General features: G+C 59.6%; 12 protein-coding genes. 2 read left to right on the top strand and 10 right to left on the bottom strand.

Translation table 11 applies throughout. The features are described 5' to 3' along the window. Positions 1-5: 5 nt before the first annotated feature. The 5 genes from D9N14_RS05325 to gshA form a co-directional block, all read right to left on the bottom strand. Entirely contained in the window at positions 6-953 is a 948-nt protein-coding gene (locus D9N14_RS05325; protein WP_290577718.1) for a WD40 repeat domain-containing protein, read from the bottom strand. 142 nt (positions 954-1,095) lie between these two features. Continuing rightward, positions 1,096-1,572 (bottom strand): sigma D regulator, encoded by a 477-nt coding sequence (gene rsd, locus D9N14_RS05320; protein ID WP_290577716.1) that lies wholly within the window; start codon positions 1,570-1,572, stop codon positions 1,096-1,098. 402 nt (positions 1,573-1,974) lie between these two features. Continuing rightward, complete coding sequence (locus tag D9N14_RS05315) at positions 1,975-2,481, bottom strand: disulfide bond formation protein B (RefSeq protein ID WP_290577714.1); 507 nt, start codon at positions 2,479-2,481, stop codon at positions 1,975-1,977. A gap of 153 nt (positions 2,482-2,634) precedes the next feature. Continuing rightward, entirely contained in the window at positions 2,635-2,850 is a 216-nt protein-coding gene (gene rmf, locus D9N14_RS05310; protein ID WP_290577712.1) for a ribosome modulation factor, read from the bottom strand. Positions 2,851-2,986: 136 nt separating this feature from the next. Next, complete coding sequence (gene gshA, locus D9N14_RS05305) at positions 2,987-4,564, bottom strand: glutamate--cysteine ligase (protein WP_290577710.1); 1,578 nt, start codon at positions 4,562-4,564, stop codon at positions 2,987-2,989. Positions 4,565-4,739: 175 nt separating this feature from the next. On the opposite strand from gshA, the gene D9N14_RS05300 reads away from it, so the two are divergent. Further along, positions 4,740-5,711, top strand: a complete 972-nt coding sequence (locus tag D9N14_RS05300; RefSeq protein ID WP_290577708.1) for an alpha/beta fold hydrolase — start codon at positions 4,740-4,742, stop codon at positions 5,709-5,711. A 35-nt stretch (positions 5,712-5,746) separates the two neighbouring features. Here the strand turns inward: D9N14_RS05300 and D9N14_RS05295 are convergent, their stop codons facing one another. The 5 genes from D9N14_RS05295 to D9N14_RS05275 form a co-directional block, all read right to left on the bottom strand. Continuing rightward, complete coding sequence (locus D9N14_RS05295; RefSeq protein WP_290577706.1) at positions 5,747-6,442, bottom strand: hypothetical protein; 696 nt, start codon at positions 6,440-6,442, stop codon at positions 5,747-5,749. 161 nt (positions 6,443-6,603) lie between these two features. After that, positions 6,604-8,937: a Tex family protein gene (locus D9N14_RS05290; protein WP_290577704.1), complete on the bottom strand. Its 2,334-nt coding sequence runs from the start codon at positions 8,935-8,937 to the stop codon at positions 6,604-6,606. Positions 8,938-9,043: 106 nt separating this feature from the next. Continuing rightward, positions 9,044-11,323, bottom strand: coding sequence for a DUF1631 domain-containing protein (locus tag D9N14_RS05285; protein WP_290577702.1), 2,280 nt, complete (start codon positions 11,321-11,323; stop codon positions 9,044-9,046). A gap of 267 nt (positions 11,324-11,590) precedes the next feature. Next, the gene (locus D9N14_RS05280; protein WP_290577700.1) at positions 11,591-14,725 is read right to left on the bottom strand and encodes an efflux RND transporter permease subunit; all 3,135 of its coding nucleotides are present in this window, start codon (positions 14,723-14,725) and stop codon (positions 11,591-11,593) included. Then, positions 14,718-15,968, bottom strand: a complete 1,251-nt coding sequence (locus D9N14_RS05275; protein WP_290577698.1) for an efflux RND transporter periplasmic adaptor subunit — start codon at positions 15,966-15,968, stop codon at positions 14,718-14,720. The genes D9N14_RS05280 and D9N14_RS05275 overlap by 8 nt, the downstream gene beginning before the upstream one ends. 328 nt (positions 15,969-16,296) lie before the next feature. On the opposite strand from D9N14_RS05275, the gene ompR reads away from it, so the two are divergent. Beyond that, the gene (gene ompR / locus D9N14_RS05270) at positions 16,297-17,037 is read left to right on the top strand and encodes a two-component system response regulator OmpR (RefSeq protein ID WP_290577696.1); all 741 of its coding nucleotides are present in this window, start codon (positions 16,297-16,299) and stop codon (positions 17,035-17,037) included. Positions 17,038-17,066 lie beyond the last annotated feature (29 nt).

Genomic DNA, 17,066 nt, shown 5'->3' with positions numbered 1-17,066 from the left:
GGCGTTTATTGCCACTGATTCACCAGGCCATTGGAAAACACGCTGAGGTATTGATTGGGGCTGGGGCCGAAGGCCACGTCGTTCACCACCAGCCCGGAGGGGCGCCAGAACAGCGGCGCCACTGCCCGCCAGCTTTGCAGGGTGCTGCCGTCACTGACGTTCCAGAGCACCACCCGGCGTGCAGTGAAGCCGGTGAGCAGGGTCCGGTTATCCTGACTGAAGCGGGCGGAGGTGATGGTGGTGCGGTTATGGCCGATGCTGCTGACCTCGCGGCCGGTTTTCACTTCCCAGATTTTGCCTTTGCCGTAATACAGACTGGCGAACACCAGGCTGGCGTCGCCGCTGATGGCCACGGCGCTGACGTCATCCCCCAGGCGATACGAGAAGGTTTCCTTGCCCGCCGGCAGATCCCATACTTTCATGATACCGTCTTCCGACCCGGTGACCCCCACCAGACCATTGGCGCTGATGGCCACGGTGTTGATGTCGCCAGAGTGGGACAGGGTGCTCAGGATTGAGCCGGTGGCGGTATCCACATAGAGCGCACTGTAATTTTCCTGGCCGATGAGGGCGTAGCGCCCCTGGTCGGACAACGCCATGGCCAGCACCCCGCCGGCCGCTGGCCAGAACCCTGCGGCCCGGCCACTGGCCACATCCCACAGCACGAAACGCTTGGATTCGGCCGTCAGTGCAAATTGGCTGTCAGTGGAAAAGGTGGTGGCCACCAGCTTGGAGTATTCCCCGGCGGCGTGATTCCAGTTGAACAGGCGTTCCCCGTCCTTCAATCGCCACAGGCTGCCGCCATGTTCCAGGGAGCCCACCAGCGCAAATTCCCCATTCGGGCTTAACGACGCGGAATAGGCACCGTTGGCAGTGGTTTCCCAATAACGGGTGGGGGTGTCACCGCAGGCCGCCAGCGACAGGCTTATCAGACAGGTCAACAGAACGCGCATGAATCCGTTTCAATCCGCAACAGAAAAGGGTTATAAAAACAGTGTAGACAATAATGAAAAAAGAGAGCCAAGGGCTCTCTTTTTTTCGACGCTGGCGATTCGCCTGTGCGAACTGATCAAGCCAGCGGATCAGGCCACCCGATCAGGCGACCATGTCACGATGACAGGTGTGCAGGCTGTCGATCAGTTTGTCTTCCAGATCGAAACGTTCCACCATTTTTTCGCCGAGCTGGTTCAGGTCGCGGGCCAGCTTGTCCAGATTGCTTGCGCAGAGTTCAGCGGAGCTGTACTGGTCGTTGAAGTCGAGGGCGAGTTCGGTGGATTGTTGGATCAGGGGGAGGATGCGGTCGATGGTGTGTTGGTAGTCGTCGTTGAATTGTTCGGCTTCTTTCATCAGCACTTGATAGATTTCGAAGTGGCCTGCCGAGACGTAGTCAATCAGAACATCACACAGTGCCTGGACGCGGACGGTGATGGGTGTGTCCTGAGTGGAAAACTGTTTGAGACCATCCACTTTGCAATAAAGAACGATCAGTTCCTGTCGTTCCTTCAGCCAGCGGCTGATCATCCGGTCGATGTTGCCCCATTGTTCTGTCGTGTTTTTTGCTTCGGTCAGCATGTTCTGGTACTCCCCATTCGCATGGTGGTTGGTGTCGGGTCGTGACGTACTTGCACTGTTACCCTTTTACACAACGAAGCGTTGAAAAACGCTCCCTATTTTTGCGGGCTCAGATGGCCCAACTCTCGATTGGTGTTGCAGCAAATTGTCATTGATTCCACTGGGAAATCTCCCGCGTTCAAGCATTCTTCCTGAGCGCGGACTATCGAGAATATGCAAATTGGATTGGCTGGGCAAGACATTTAGGGGGGGCCAAAAACCCGCAATATCACGTTGACAAAAAACGATTCTTGGCTTGGTGTGGATTTGCGTTAAAAAAACGAAGTTCAGTAATGGTTCAAATAATTTTTATGAAAACTCGATCTAAATTGCCGTGGGACAAACCCGCGTAAAAACGGTCCGTTAGCCGTTTTTACGCAGAATTTGCAGCAGGGACAACAGCGCAAAACCGATGAATACCAGCATGGTTTGGGCCGGAATGGACAGTCCCATAAAGGTCCACTGGATCTCGGCACATTCACCGGCACTGTTGAAAATGGTGCGAATGGTTTCACCAATGGGAAAGGTTTCCAGCATGTATTCCAGGCCCGGGCTGCATTCCGGCACCTGATCTTTGGGCAGGTTCTGTAACCAAAGGTGACGCCAACACACGGCGATGCCCAGTGCGCTGAACAACAGGGCGATGGCGGCGTAAATGCGCTGACCCAGGGGTTTGGGGTTGTGCAGAAACGCCAGCAGGAACACCGTGCCGATGCTGATCACAATGCCCCGGTCAATCAGGCACAGGGGGCAGGCGTCCAGACCCAGGTGTTGCTGCAGGTAGAAGTAGGCAAAGCAGATGGAGACGATGGCGCCGATGACACCCAGCGCGTTCAGTCGCCGCGCACTCAGGATTTGATAGAAAGGCAAGGTCTTGGTCTCTTTCAACGTGAGTTGTTGGTTTGCTGTGGGGGAGAGGCCCCGCTCCGATTATAAGCAAAACCGGAGAATAGTCTGAGACTTTCGACCCGGGCCCCGGTACTTGGTTCCCCGGTGGCCCTGTGGGTGATTACGGGGTCCGCATCAGGCGATGGCCTGCTGCCGGGTTTTGAAACCGATCTGCTGGGCCTGGGCGGCCCCGTCGGTCCAGCCAGCCTCCCAGGCGGCGGCGATCACATCAGAATGATAGGGGCAGGCTTGCTGGGGTTCCCCGCTCAAACCGAACATGTAGCCCTGGCGGTAGGCTTTGTTCAGGGTTTCGATGCTCCAATTCTGCTGGTCGATGTCGTTGATGCTCATGGCTCCGAGCCTCTTATGCGCTGTCATCTGTTTTGTGTTACTGCACGCAGTGCCGCATACATCCTGCACCTAGGATCAAGATTAGCAGTGAATTCTAGAAAGTCATGCTAAGTTCTTGAAAAATTGTAACGCAATATCAGCAACAGGCATCCTGGGAGAAGAAATTGCTCAAATATTGCTCGAAAGTAATGTCGTCTTCGGCTTCGATCCGGTGTTGTGCGGTAATGGAACGGCGCGCCTCTTTCAGGAAGGCAGCGGCCTCAGTCGCGCTGAGGGGGTGTTGTCGGAAGTGATTCGCGGTGTGCTCGGCGCTGGCCATGGCGAACTCGAAAAAGGACTGTTCACCTTCAAAAATGGTCTCCATGACCCGGGCCGATGGGGTTCGCTCCGGATGCACCAGCTTTTCCATCTGCGCTTTCACCACCTCGGAGTGGGCCTGGTGCCCGTAGGCGCGGTCAAACAGCCCTGCCACCTGCAGCATCTTGTCCAGGTGCGCCTGTGCCCACTGCCGGAACGGGGCCTGGGTGCAGCGGGAGGTCAGTCGCAGATCCGGGTCCCGGCCCTGGGTGACAATGGACTGCAGGTTCTCGATGTTGCACTGCTGCTCCTGTTCACTGATGGGGGGGCTGTCCTCCAGCAGGCAGTACAGCACGAACACATCCATAAAGCGGATCTGGGCTTCGGTGATGCCGATGGGATCGAACGGGTTCAGGTCCACACAGCGCAATTCAACGTATTCCACACCGCGATCGGCCAGCGCACAGGTGGGGCGTTCGCCGCTTTGGGTGACCCGTTTGGGGCGGATGCTGCTGTAGAACTCGTTTTCGATCTGCAGAATATTGGTGTTCAGCTGGTGGTACTGGCCGTTGGGCTTGACCCCGATGGCGGCGTAGGGCGCGTAGGGGGTGCGGATGGCGTGCTGCAGGGATTGCACGTATTCCGCCAGCGAATTGTAGGAAATGTTGAGGCCCGCCTGGGCATCATTGTGATAGCCCAGGTCACTCATCCGCAGAGAGGTGCCATAGGGCATATAACAGGTGTGCTCGCGGAAGGTTTCCAGCTGATGGGCGCGCCCCTGCAGGAAGGAGGCACACACCGCCGGCGAGGCGCCGTACAGGTACACCACCAGGCCCACATTACGCAGAAAATTCCGGATCAGCCCGAAATAGGATTCGGAGATGAAATCCTGCAACGACTCGTTGCTGTTCTCCAGCTGGTGATACACAGACCAGAAATTTTCCGGAATCGAAACATTGTAATGAATGCCGGCGATGGTCTGCATATAGCGGCCGTAGCGGTGCCACAGGCCATGGCGGTAGTAGTGCTTCATTAACCCGACGTTGGAGCTGCCGTATTCCGCGATGGGGATAGACAGTTCATCCCCCATCAGGCAGGGCATGCTGTTGACCCACAGCAACTCGTCCCCCAGCTGCTGGTAAGTGAAACGGTGCAGGTCGGTGAGAAACGACAGCGGCCGGCGGGTGTCCTGGAACACCGGCGTGATGAACTCCAGCAGGGCTTCGGAATAGTCCGTGGTAATCCACTGGTGGGTGAGGGCGGAGCCCAGGGCTTCGGGATGCTTGGTTTGCGCCAGCTCACCTTTCGGCGTGACCCGCAGGCTCTCTTTTTCCAGGCCCCGTTGCATGTGAGTCAGGCTCTGGTGGAGTTGCACTTCGAGGATCGATTCCAATCGGTGCAGTAGAGTATTTTTCACGCATAATTCCTGTGCGGTTTTGCGTGATTATGCGTGAATTGTGGACGCAAGGAAATGGCCATTATTGCCGGGCCCCGGCAGCGCATTGATACAAACTTCGGCAATTGACTCGGGTTGGGGTGGCCCGTATAGTCGCTTCACAATGTATTCCAAGAACAATAAATCGAGGTGTCCCATGGCTTGCGTTTTCCTGGTTGGCGTGCTGTCCCTGAGTCTGTTGTGGTTGGCGGGCTGCAGTTCCCGTCCCAGCGCGCCCCCGCAGCAACTGGAGCAGCGGGCGGATTATTTTGAAGAGGTGATTACCAACCAGGCGGGTTTGCAACTGTTTGCCCGCACCTGGGAGCCCCAGGGCAGTGCCAAGGCCAATGTGGTGATTCTGCACGGAACCTCCCTGCACGGCGGAGTCTATGCGGACCCGGCCCGCTATCTGTCTGCCCACGGCTATCGCGTGTTCGCATTTGATATGCAGAGCTGGGGGCACTCCCAGGGCCTGAAAGGCTGTGGCTATGTGGCGGATTTTGATGACTATGGCCAGGATCTCAAGCAGGTGCTGCAGCTGTTGCGTCAGCGTTATCCGGACGTGAAAAACTATGTCATGGGCGAGAGCCTGGGGGGCACGGTGGCCATGTATGGCTCAGTGCGGTTTGAGTTTCTGCTGGACGGGGTGATCACCAGTGGCGTGGGCTACAAGCCCAGCCTGAAAGTGATGGGGGTGCGGGCACCGGAGTTCGTCAACGACATCACGATGAGTTCGGTTAAATGGTTCTGGTCCGGCTTTGGCAGCGTACCCGCCGTCGAGTCGGACACCGGCTTGCGCATGGCGGTGGAAGATCAGCAGTTACAGGACCGCCTGATGAGCGACCCTGAAGTCTGTCATGATTGGCTGCCCGGTGCGTATCTCAGCACCACCCTGAAGGCGATCGATTTTATTGAACCCCGCCTGCGGCACGTGACCGTCCCGGTTTTACTGTTGCACGGCAAAGACGACATCCTGGTACCACTGTCCTCCAGTCAGGAGGTCTACGATGAAATCGACAGCGTACGCAAGCGTATGGTGGTGTACGACAGCCCCCATGCCGTGCTGCTGGAAGCCAAATGGCAGACGGCATTGCAGGATGTGGTGGCCTTTCTGGATCAGGTGAACTGAATCGATCCCGAAAGGCCAGGCCAGGCGTCGATGGATCAGCGACCGGGGCGACGCTTTTTCGCACCCCAGCCTAACCCCAACCCGGCCAGGGCCGAGCCAAACAGCAAGGCGCTGGCGGGCAACGGCACCGGGGCAATGGTGGCGTCAAAACTGGTGAGCTCGCCGCCGTTGTTGTGATGGATGGTGGCGACGATGCTGAGCGAGAACGGTTCACCCGGCAACACCGTTCCCCACAGATCATTGGAGAAACTCAGATTGCCGGTGGAGGCCACATGGGAACCGCCAGCGAAGGAGGTGCCAGTGAACTCGCCATTGTTGAGGTCGTACAGGAAGTCGATGTCGATGGCGCCATTGGTGGTGCCCCCGAAAGCCGCCGCCAGCGCCTCATAGTCACCGGTAAAGTCGGTATCGGTGATTTTGACCACCAGCGTACCGCCGCTGGCTCCGGTGACATTGATGCTGTTGAGGTCCAGCGTGGTGGGGCCGACAATGGGCTTGCTCACCCCGGTGGTGACGTTGACGTTGAACGAGCCGATGGCGCCGGAATAGGTAATGACACCCAGGGGACCCCCGAAATCGCTCCCCGAGCCGTCATAAATGATGGTGGGGCCTGCGGCATCACTCAAATCATCCAGGCTCATAACAAAGGCCGCGTTGGCGTTCAGCGTCGGCAGCACCACCAATCCCAGCGCCAACGGAAGCCAGGTTCGAAGCTTTTCTGTGTTATTCATTGTGACTAACTCCTGGTCAAAGAAAACAGCCATCGTCGCGATGGCTGTGATGCATGTTCCGTGAGACCAGTGTCAGTCTGCTGATGGGGGAGTGAATTTTTTACGACAGTTGTTTAACCATTTGACTAAAGCACTGCTCCTATAACAGCACTCCCATTGGCTCAGCGCAGTTTTTTCGCGTTGGCGAACAGGTCGGCGAAGGTGCCGGTCTTGCCGGGGGCCTGACTGGGGCCGCGGCTGCTGCGCTGGGGTTGCTGGGCGGCGCGGGGTTTGCTTTTGCCGCCATGCTTGCCTTTGGGCGCCCGTGGTCCATCGATCTTTTCCCCGGCGGCTTCGTCCAGTTTCATGCTGAGGCCGATGCGCTTGCGGGGCAGGTCAATCTCCACCACTTTCACCTTGACGATGTCGCCGGCTTTGACCACTTCGCGGGGGTCGGACACAAAGGTGTTCGACAAAACCGAAATGTGTACCAGACCGTCCTGATGTACGCCGATGTCCACAAAGGCGCCGAAGTTGGTGACGTTGGTCACCACCCCTTCCAGGATCATGCCGGGCTTGAGGTCATCCATGGTTTCGACCCCTTCCTTGAACTCCGCCGTCTTGAATTCCGGGCGGGGATCGCGGCCGGGTTTTTCCAGTTCTTTGATGATGTCGGTGACGGTGGGGAGGCCGAAGGTGTCATCCACATAATCGTTGGCCGCCAGTTTTTTCAGGAAGCCGCTGTCCCCTACGATCTGGCCGATGTCCCGACTGTTTTTCTCGGCGATTTTCATCACCACCGGATAGGCTTCCGGGTGCACGGCGGAGCGGTCGAGGGGATTGGTGCCGTTCATGATGCGCAGGAATCCGGCGGCCTGTTCGAAGGTTTTGTCCCCCAGGCGCGGCACCTGTTTCAGATCATCGCGGCTGTTGAAGGCACCGTTCTGGTTGCGGAAGGAGACGATGTTGCCGGCGATGGTTTTGTTCAGACCGGAGATGCGCGCCAGCAGGGGTTCAGACGCAGTGTTCACGTCCACCCCCACGGCGTTCACACAGTCTTCCACCACGGCGTCCAGGCTGCGGGCCATTTTGGTTTGGCTCACGTCGTGCTGGTATTGGCCCACGCCGATGGCCTTGGGTTCGATTTTCACCAGCTCTGCCAGCGGGTCCTGCAGGCGGCGGGCGATGGACACGGCGCCGCGATAGGATACGTCCAGTTTGGGGAATTCCCGGGCGGCAAATTCGGAGGCGGAATACACCGAGGCACCGGCCTCGCTCACCATGATTTTCTGGGCGTTCAGGTCCGGGTGCTTCTTCAGCATCTCAGCGGCCAGCTTGTCGGTTTCCCGGGAGGCGGTGCCGTTGCCGATGCTGATCAGCTCCACGTTGTATTTTTTGCACAGGGCCGCGATCACCGCGATGGATTCATCCCACTGGTTGCGCGGCGCATGGGGGAAGATCGTGCCGTGCTCCACCAATTGACCGGTGGCGTCGACGATGGCCACCTTCACCCCGGTGCGCAGGCCCGGGTCCAGGCCCATGGTGGCGCGGGGGCCGGCCGGTGCCGCCATCAACAGGTCTTTCAGGTTGTGGGCAAACACTTTGATAGCTTCTTCTTCGGCCTTTTCCCGCAGGTCGCCCAGCAGTTCGGTTTCCAGGTGGGTGAGCAGCTTGATACGCCAGGTCCAGCGCACCACCTCACCCAGCCACTTGTCGGCGGCGCGGCCTTCGTCGCGAATGTCCAGATGCTGGGCGATCATGTCCTCACAGGGATGGCCAACGGCGCCTTCTTCCTGCTCAATGATGATGCTGGCCTGCAGAATGCCTTCGTTGCGACCGCGAAAAATGGCCAGGGCGCGATGGGACGGTGTGCTTTTCAGGGGCTCGGAGTGCTCGAAATAATCGCGGAACTTGGCCCCTTCCTCTTCCTTGCCGTCCACCATCTTGGAAGTGAGCACGCCGTTCTGGAACAGGAAGCTGCGCAGCTTGGCCAGCAGGTCCGCGTCTTCGCTGAACTGCTCCATGAGAATGTACTTGGCCCCGTCCAGGGCGGCTTTGACGTCGGCAACGCCTTTGTCGGCGTCGATGAATTTTTCCGCTTCCTGTTCCGGGCTCAGGCTGGGGTCAGCACGCAGGGCCAGGGCCAGGGGTTCCAGGCCGGCTTCGATGGCGATCTGGCCTTTGGTGCGACGTTTGGGCTTGTAGGGCAGGTACAGGTCTTCCAGGCGGGTTTTGGTGTCCGCCGCTTTAATGGCCTGTTCCAGTTCCGGTGTCAGTTTGTCCTGTTCGGCGATGCTCTTGAGGATGGCTTCACGCCGTTCTTCCATCTCCCGCAGGTAGCGCAGGCGCTCTTCCAGGTTACGCAGTTGGGTGTCGTCCAGACCGCCGGTGGCTTCTTTCCGATAGCGGGCGATGAAGGGGACGGTGGCGCCTTCGTCCAGCAGGGCGACGGCAGCTTTAACTTGGAGGGGGTTGACGCCAAGCTCGTTGGCAATCATGTCAGCGATGTTGATCATTTTGTAATCTTTCTCGTGGTCACTACCTGAGGTGGAGGGGGATTATAAACCTATGAGTGTGAAAATCGATAGGAAGGGAGGCCCAATGCCGGGCTCAGGCTCAGGCTCAGGCGATGGGGTTGGCTTCCGGCGGGCGTTCGCTGGCTTTCTTGAGGCGGCCCATGACGGTGGCGAGTGCGCGGTCCCACATGGAGACGTTTTCCAGCATCCGCAGTTCGCCGGTGCTGGCCATACGCAGCATGCTGTCGAGGTTGGTTTCCAGTACTTTGTTGCCGCGACGGGAGACGAAGATGTAGAGGTCGCTGCCGGTGTCGCGCCAGGCCAGCTTGCAGCGGCGGTGTTTGCCCTCCGGCGTATGAATTTCGATCCACTGACCTTCTTTCATGATCAGCAGTTCCTTGCGCAGATTGGCCAGGGCGCGGTTTTTGGGGTCCAGCAGGGCTTTGCGCTGCAGGGCCCGCAGACGTTCTTTTTCCGCCTGGCTGCCTTTGGGCTCGGTGATGGTGTGATCCACGGTGCGACTGTTGGGCAGCTGCTGGTCCGGCGGGGTCTCCAGAATCTGGCCGTGGATTTCCCACAGGGCAGAGAGGAACTTGTCCACTTCCAGGCCGGGGTGCTTGATGCTTTCCAGGCCGGCGCAGATTTCTTTCAGCAGGCCGGGGATCAGTTTGACCCAGCGTGGTCGGTCGGCAGCGGCGTTGGCGGGTTGGATGCTCCAGATCAGGTCATCCACTGAACGCAGGCATTGTTTCCACTCGTCGGAATCGCGGCCATGGCGCATCAGTTTCTGCAGCATCAGCACCCGCCAGGGGCCGTCCACCATGTCGATGACCACCGAAGGCAGGGTTTTGCCCTGCATGCGGTCGCCGATCAATTGGTTGATGGTGTTGCGGGCCTGCTCCATCTTGGCCTGGCCCTGGGCGGTTTCCAGCACCCGTTTCTCGATGGTGTCGGATTTGCGTTTTTCTTCCGACAGGAAACGGTCAAAGCTTTTCTCCAGCTCCGAGAACAGGAACAGGTTGTCTTCGTCAAATTCGTTGAGAATCCGGGTCACTACGTTGCGGATCTCTTCCATCAGCAGGTCCCGCTGCAACACCGATTCCTTTTCCCAGCCGATGGCCGCTTCAGACAGCTGTTTCAGCAGGCGGCGGGCGGGGTGATGGGCGTTGCTGAACAGGTGCTTGTCCGCCAGGGCGATCTTGATCATGGGAATCTGCAGGCGACCCAACAGCAGGGCCACTTCCGGCGGAATGTTGTCGTCCTCCAGAATGGACTCAAAGATCATGCTCACCAGGTTGATGACATCGTCGTCGTCCTGATTCAGCTTGCGGGCACCCTGCTGGCGTACAGTGTGCGCCAACTGGTGTTCCAGCAGCAGGCGTACATCCTGGTGATCGTGCTCGTTGTTGGCGGGGTCTTCGTCCGCCAGGGAATCCCGCTCCGCCGTCTGCAGGCGGTTCAACACGCCAAACAGATCGTTGCGTTTCAGCTCCGGTGCGTTTTGCCCCTGCTTGACCGCGAACAGCCGGTTGTTGAGGCTGTCCCGGTAGAAATTGGCCATCAGTGCCTGCACCTGCTCAAACGGCACGACGGTTTCGTAATGGTTGCGAACGGCGCTTTGCAGCGGTGGCAGCAGGCCTTCCACTGCCTGTTCGATGGCCGCGTCGGCTTTGGCAGCGGCCGCCGGATGCGCGCTTCCCGGCGGCTGGGCGCCCGCTGCTGGATTGTTCGGGGTCGGCTTGGTGGCGGACTTGCGGTCGGCGCTTACGCCTTCCTGTTCCAGAATCTTGTCGGCTTCCAGCAGGATGTGTCCCAGGTTCTGCACCAGCTGGCGCTCAAAGTGTTTCAACACGATGAGGCGGACCTTGAGCGGCAGTTCCAGTTTGTCCACGGCGCTGCTGAAGGCGTTGACCAGGGTGTCGGAGCCCAGGGGGTTGTTGGCCTCGTTAATCCAGTCGGTTTCCAGGTAACGGTTCAGGCGGCGGCTGAACTGCAGCAACAGTTCCGGGTACGTGGTGCGGATCTTGTTGCGGATGTTGGTGAGGGCCACATCCACTTCCATGCGTTCCTTGTCCACCAGGGAGAGGCCGTCGTCGTGCTTTTCCGGTACCGCATCCTTGCGCTTCTTCTCCAGCAGGTCGAAGTGGTAGGCCAGTTCCTTGCGCAACTGGTTGTCCACGTCGCGGGCGTGCAGGCGCAGTTCCCGCATGGCCTCAAAATACTGGTTCTGTTCGTTATTGGTGGGGGCATGTTCCGCCAGGCTGAAAAAAGCGTCATCCATCTGGTGGAAAAATTCGGTGAGCAGATCAGACAGGTTCGCCAGCACCCGGCTCTGGACGGTCACCAGAAGCGAGCGTTGCTGGTCGCGACTGTGCTGGTTATGCACAGAGAACCCATTGGTAAAAGATGACTGATCTGAAGGAGACATCGTATCCCTGAACCCCATTTGGCAGTGTCAGACCCGGGAAAAAGCGTTTCAAACTTAAAAGTGAATCAGTCGATTGTTTCAAAAACTGGACAACCTTTCCATCGCAAATTGACGGAAAAGTGTTGGAAAAATGCAACAACGAACCTTGTTAGTTTTATGGGTGACCGGTTTTTGGCGCCTCTGGACGGCATGATTCTGGTTAAAAAGCCTACAGTTTCAACCGCTTCAGGTGGGCTGTGGGGGGCGGATCCGAGCGATGAGCTGGCGGATCCAGCGTTTGCCCCCTTCCAGGTAGGTGATCATGGCGGGCACAAAAAACAGGATCAGAAAGGTGCCATAGGCCAGTCCGAAGACGATGGAAATGGCCATGGGGATGAGGAACTGCGCCTGCAGGGAGGTCTCAAACAGGATCGGCAGCAGTCCCGCCACGGTGGTGAGAGAGGTCAGCACCACGGCCCGGAAGCGGGCACAGATCGCCTCCACAATGGCGGTGTGGACGTCCATGCCCCGCGCCCGAAGTTGCCCGAAGAAGGTAATCAGGACAATGGAGTCGTTGACCACAATGCCGGATAAACCAAACAGCCCCATCATGGAGAACATGGACAGGTCTTTGCCCATCAGCAGATGGCCGATGAGGGAGCCGGTCAGCCCCAGGGGAATGGCGGTCATCACTGCAATGGGCCAGACATAGGAGGCGAACACCCAGCTCAGCACGATGAAGATCAGGGCCAGGCCGATGAGCATGCCCATGCCCATTTCGCTGATGGTTTCCTGCTGGTCCTGGGCTTTGCCCTCCAGCCCCATTTCCACCCCGTAGCGGCGTTTCAATTCCGGGAACAGGCCAGCATTGAGATCGGCGAAGATCTCGTTGGCGTTGCCGATGCGGTCATCCAGGTCGGCGGAAACGGTCACGTTCAGCTGGCCGTTGGTGTGGTTGAGGCGTTCGATGCCCTTGCGGGAGCGGAACTGCACCACGTCGCTCAGGGGCACGGTGGTGCCGTTGGCCAGGGTCACCGGGAAGTACTCCAGGGTCTGGGTGGTGTTGCGTTCGTGGTCCGGCAGGGTGACCCGGACTTCGATCTCCTCGTCGTTCTGGTTGAAGATCTGGGCCAGGTGGCCGTCGAAGGCGGCCCGCAGCTGACGACCGACGGCCACGGTGTCCAGGCCCAGCTGGCGGCCGGTGGGGGTCAGGTCATAGATCAGCTGCTCCTTGCCCCAGGGCAGGTCATCGTCAATGTTGCTGACCCCGCGGTATTGGGAGAGGGCTTTCTGCAGCTCGGTGCTGGCCTGTTTGAGCACGTTGACGTCCGCCCCGATCAGGCGGATGGCGATGGGCTTGCCGCTGGGCCCCGTGTCCCGCTGGGTCATGGCAAAGCGGTTGATGCCCGGGGGCATGCGAATGTTTTCGCGCCAGCGTTCCATAAACTCCGCATTGCTGATGGGGCGCTGGCCACTGACCAGGTCGATGCGCACGGCCCCCAGTTCCGGGGCCACTTCACGGCCGATGGCGTTGAAGAACGAGCGGCCATGGTAGGTTATGACGGCATTGAGGATGTTGTTGCCATACTCCTCTTCGACCTCAGCGGCGGTTTGCTGCAGGCTGTCCTCCAGGTGCTGCAGGAAGGCATCAACGGTTTTGGGGGCCGTGCCGAAATGGAATTCCACATTGGCGTGGACCTCATTGCCGTCCACGGCGGGGAAAAAGGTGGTTTTGATGACGCCGGTGAATACCAGGCTCAGCATCAGGGCGAAGGCGCAGAAGCCGCCCACCACCACGCTGCCCCGGTTGCGGATGGCCACGTCCACCGCCGGTCGCAGGCGCTGTTCCCGAAACGCCACGAACTTGCGGTCAAAGTTGGCTTTGAAACCGGTGGTCTTGGCCGGCTTCTGCTTGCGCAGGCTGTGGTTGAGGTGGCCCGGCAGGATCAGGAAACATTCCACCACCGAGGCGATGATGACACAGATGATCACCACCGGCAGGTCGAAGGCGATCTTGCCCATGACGCCGTGCAGCAATGCCAGGGGCAGGAAGGCGGCAATGGTGGTCATGGAGGACGCCAGCACCGGCGCGAACATGCGCCGGGCGCCGCCCACCGAGGCCCGCTCGGCGGATTCCCCCATCTCCAGGTGGGTGAGGGTGTCTTCCCCCACCACAATGGCGTCGTCCACGATGATGCCCAGTGCCATGATCAGGGCAAACAGGCTGATCATGTTGATGGTGCCGCCAGTCAGGTGCAGTACCGCCAGGGTGGCCAGGAACGACACCGGGATGCCCACGGTCACCCAGAACGCCACCCGCACATTCAGGAACAGGAACAGGGTGGCGATCACCAGCAGCAGTCCGCTGATGCCGTTTTCCAGCAACAGCTGAATACGGTCGCGCAGGTGTTTCCAGCGCTCGTTGTAAACTTTGATGTGTACCCCTTCCGGCAGGCGGGGGCGTACGTCATCCACCCACTGGGTGAAGATGCGGGCGGTTTTCAGGGTGTCTTCCGAATCCGTCCGCATCATCAGCAACTCGATGGCGGGCTGGCCGTCCACGGTGATGTAGGGTTCATCTTCCTGGGGGCGGCGTTCCACTTCGGCGATATCCCCCACCCGCAGCAGTCGGCCGCGGCTGTCGGTAAACAGGGGCATCTGCTCGAAGCCCTGCACTGTGCGTTGCTGGCTCAGGCTGCGCACCTGTTTTGACACTTCATCTTTGGCGGCGGTGCCGGCGGGCAGGTCGGTGCTGTTCTGGCCCACCAGGGCGGCGATGCCGCTGAGGGACAGGCCGGTTTCATGGAGGGTGGCGGAGGGCACCTTAATGGCGATCTCCTCCGCCGGCATGCCGACGAAATTGATTTTGCGGATGCCCCGTGCCAGCAGTTCACTTTCGAACTGACGGGCCAGTTGGGCCAGTTCCGGCAGTGACTCGGAACCCATGATGACGATGTTGGCGATCGGCTGGAAACTTTCCACCTGCTGAATCACCGGGCGTTCGGCTTCGTCCGGCAGATTGCGGATGGATTCCACCCGCTGCTTGACCCGGTCCAGCACGTTGCCCACGTCCACCCCTTCCTCCAGTTCCAGGGTGATGCTGCCGGACCCGGAATTGGCGGTGGAGGTCATTTTCTTCACTTCGGTGAGGGTTTTCAGCTCCTGCTCCATGGGGATGATGATGGAGCTTTCCACGTCCTCGGCGCTGGCCCCGCTCCAGGGCACGGAGATGGTGATGTATTCCAGTTCAAAGCTGGGGAAGAACTGGGTGTTGATCATTTTCAGCGCCCACAGTCCCGCCAGGATGAACAGGAACATCAGCAGGTTGGAGGCCACCCGGTGGGTGGCAAAGGTGGCCAGGATGCCTTTGTGCTCACTCATGGGAGGAGGACTCAGCAGCGGGCTCGGCGGTGGCCGTATCCAGTTTGACCCGCAAGCCCCCCACAGCGTTGGAAAGCTGGGTGATGAGGATGGGTTCCCCGGGTTCCACCGCTGCCTGCACCAGTTGCCAGCGTTCGCCGTTGGCCTGCAATACTTCCCCCAGGCGCTGGATCATGATGGTGTGCAGCAGGCCTTCCCGCACGGCGTAAATCCGTTGCTGGCCATAGAGGGCGGTGGGGGGCAGGGCGATGCTGTCGGCAATGGGCGGCATATGCAGATACACTTCCCCGGCGCGGCCCAGGGTCAGGTTGCGGTCCGGTTGCTGCAGGGCAAACAAGCCATCCACGCCCCCCTGCCCCAGCCCAATGGCCCCTGCCAGGCGCTCCAGTCGCAGCGCAACCCGCTTGTCGTTGAGGGCGAAGACCGCGTCCAGTTCGATGCCCTGCTGCAGCGCTGCCTCCACCTGGTTCAGGTAGCGGGAGGGAATCTGGGCGCGCACCTCCACATGCGCTGCGTCGAACAGGGATGCCAGCACGTCCCCCGGCCGTACCCGGTTGCCGGGAGAGGCGTTGATGGCGGTAACCCGGCCATCGAAGGGTGCGGTGATGCGGGTGCGGGCCAGGTCCAGTGCTGCCTGATCCCGCACGGCCTGGGCTCTCGCCAGTTGCGCCTGCAGGCGTTTAAGGCGGTTGGGGTGATCGGCCACGGCGTATTCCCGGTTGTACAAGCTGAGGGCCTGGGCTCGGGCCTGTTGCAGGGCTTCATCCCGGTTCAGGTCGGAGCCCACGTTGCGTTCCACCAGCTTTTCATAGCGGGCGGCGGACTTCTGGGACAGGGCCACCAGTTCCTGCTCCACTTCCAGGGCTTTGATGTCGGTCTGGTAGCGGGCCTGTTCCGAGGCCAGTTGGGCCTCCAGGTCCTCCAGCTCCGCCTGCCGTTGTTGGTAGATCAGGCGCACATCGCTGTCTTCCAGTTCTACGATGATGTCCCCGGCCCGGACCCAATGGCCTTCTTCCACCAGCACCCTGGCTACGTAGGCGTTGATGGTGCTGGACAGGTTCGACTCCCGGGGGGATTCCAGACGGCCATAAAGGGTGACCGTGGGGCGATGGGCTTGGGGCGCCGCCGGCAGCGTCTGTACCAGGGGCAGCAGGTCCAGCGCCGGCTTTTTCGGTGGGGCAGAGGGTTTGAGCACCAGCAGGGTGATGACCAGCATGGTACCGGCTAAGATGATCAGGGGCAAAGGCGTCTTGGTGCGTAGGGTAGTAAGGGCTGCGCGCAATGTGTTCATCCAGGTTGTCGCGTGATTGGACGCGTTATCGGAGTTATTGGAATTGTTTTCTGCATAATGTGGGTAAGCTCCACCAGGATGCAAGGGGCGAATGTGACCGAAATTAGTTCAATTTTAGCATCTTAGCGCCTGGGTCATGGCTTGTAACAAATTCCGGGCATGACTTTGGGGCGGCTTCCGGATACCTTAACCGGTTACGCATGATGCTGGCTTTGAGGCAAATCAAACCCCATTGGTTCCCCAGCAGTAACGAAGCAACGGTCATTCACAGGTATTCATCATGGTAGACAGTCCCCGCGAACAGGAACAGCAACAGAAGATTCTGGTAGTGGATGATGACTCCCGCTTGCGGGCGTTGTTGCAGCGCTATCTGGAGGAGCAGGGTTATCTGGTGAAAGCCGTGGCCGATGGCGAGCAGATGGATCGGGCCCTGTCGCGGGAGATCTATTCCCTGATGGTGCTGGACCTGATGTTGCCCGGTGAGGATGGCATGTCCATCTGCAAGCGGATGCGGGATTCCGACAATAACCTGCCCATCATCATGCTGACAGCAAAAGGGGATGATGCGGACCGCATCAACGGCCTGGAGGCGGGTGCCGACGATTACCTGCCCAAGCCCTTTAATCCCCGCGAGTTGCTGGCCCGGGTCAAAGCGGTGTTACGGCGCCAGGTGAAAGAGTTGCCGGGGGCCCCTTCCCAGCAGGAGACCGTGGTGACCTTCGGCCCGTTTTCCCTGGATCTGTCCACCCGTACCCTCACCAAGGACGGCCAGGTGGTGTCCCTCACCACCGGCGAGTTTGCGGTCATGAAAGCGCTGGTGCAGCACCCCCGCGAGCCCCTGACCCGGGACAAGCTGATGAACCTGGCCCGCGGGCGGGAATGGAGTGCCATGGAGCGCAGCATTGACGTGCAGGTGTCCCGCCTGCGGCGCCTGATCGAGGACGACCCTTCCAACTCCCGCTATATCCAGACTGTGTGGGGCGTGGGCTATGTGTTTGTGCCGGACGGCAGCGCCGGTTGATCTCCGGGTTCCCCAAACGGTCATAAAGC

Source organism: Ketobacter sp. (assembly GCF_003671495.1).
Taxonomy (GTDB): Bacteria; Pseudomonadota; Gammaproteobacteria; order Pseudomonadales; family Ketobacteraceae; genus Ketobacter.
Note: the sequence above shows the minus strand (reverse complement) of the source record. Positions and strands in the feature narration are given on the sequence as shown.

Excerpts from the sequence above, each read along its gene's own strand:
- D9N14_RS05290 (WP_290577704.1), bottom strand. The coding sequence starts at position 8,937 with ATGATCAACATCGCTGACATGATTGCCAACGAGCTTGGCGTCAACCCC.
- D9N14_RS05280 (WP_290577700.1), bottom strand. The coding sequence starts at position 14,725 with ATGAGTGAGCACAAAGGCATCCTGGCCACCTTTGCCACCCACCGGGTG.
- D9N14_RS05325 (WP_290577718.1), bottom strand. The coding sequence starts at position 953 with ATGCGCGTTCTGTTGACCTGTCTGATAAGCCTGTCGCTGGCGGCCTGC.
- rmf (WP_290577712.1), bottom strand. The coding sequence starts at position 2,850 with ATGAGCATCAACGACATCGACCAGCAGAATTGGAGCATCGAAACCCTG.
- D9N14_RS05295 (WP_290577706.1), bottom strand. The coding sequence starts at position 6,442 with ATGAATAACACAGAAAAGCTTCGAACCTGGCTTCCGTTGGCGCTGGGA.
- rsd (WP_290577716.1), bottom strand. The coding sequence starts at position 1,572 with ATGCTGACCGAAGCAAAAAACACGACAGAACAATGGGGCAACATCGAC.
- D9N14_RS05300 (WP_290577708.1), top strand. The coding sequence starts at position 4,740 with ATGGCTTGCGTTTTCCTGGTTGGCGTGCTGTCCCTGAGTCTGTTGTGG.
- ompR (WP_290577696.1), top strand. The coding sequence starts at position 16,297 with ATGGTAGACAGTCCCCGCGAACAGGAACAGCAACAGAAGATTCTGGTA.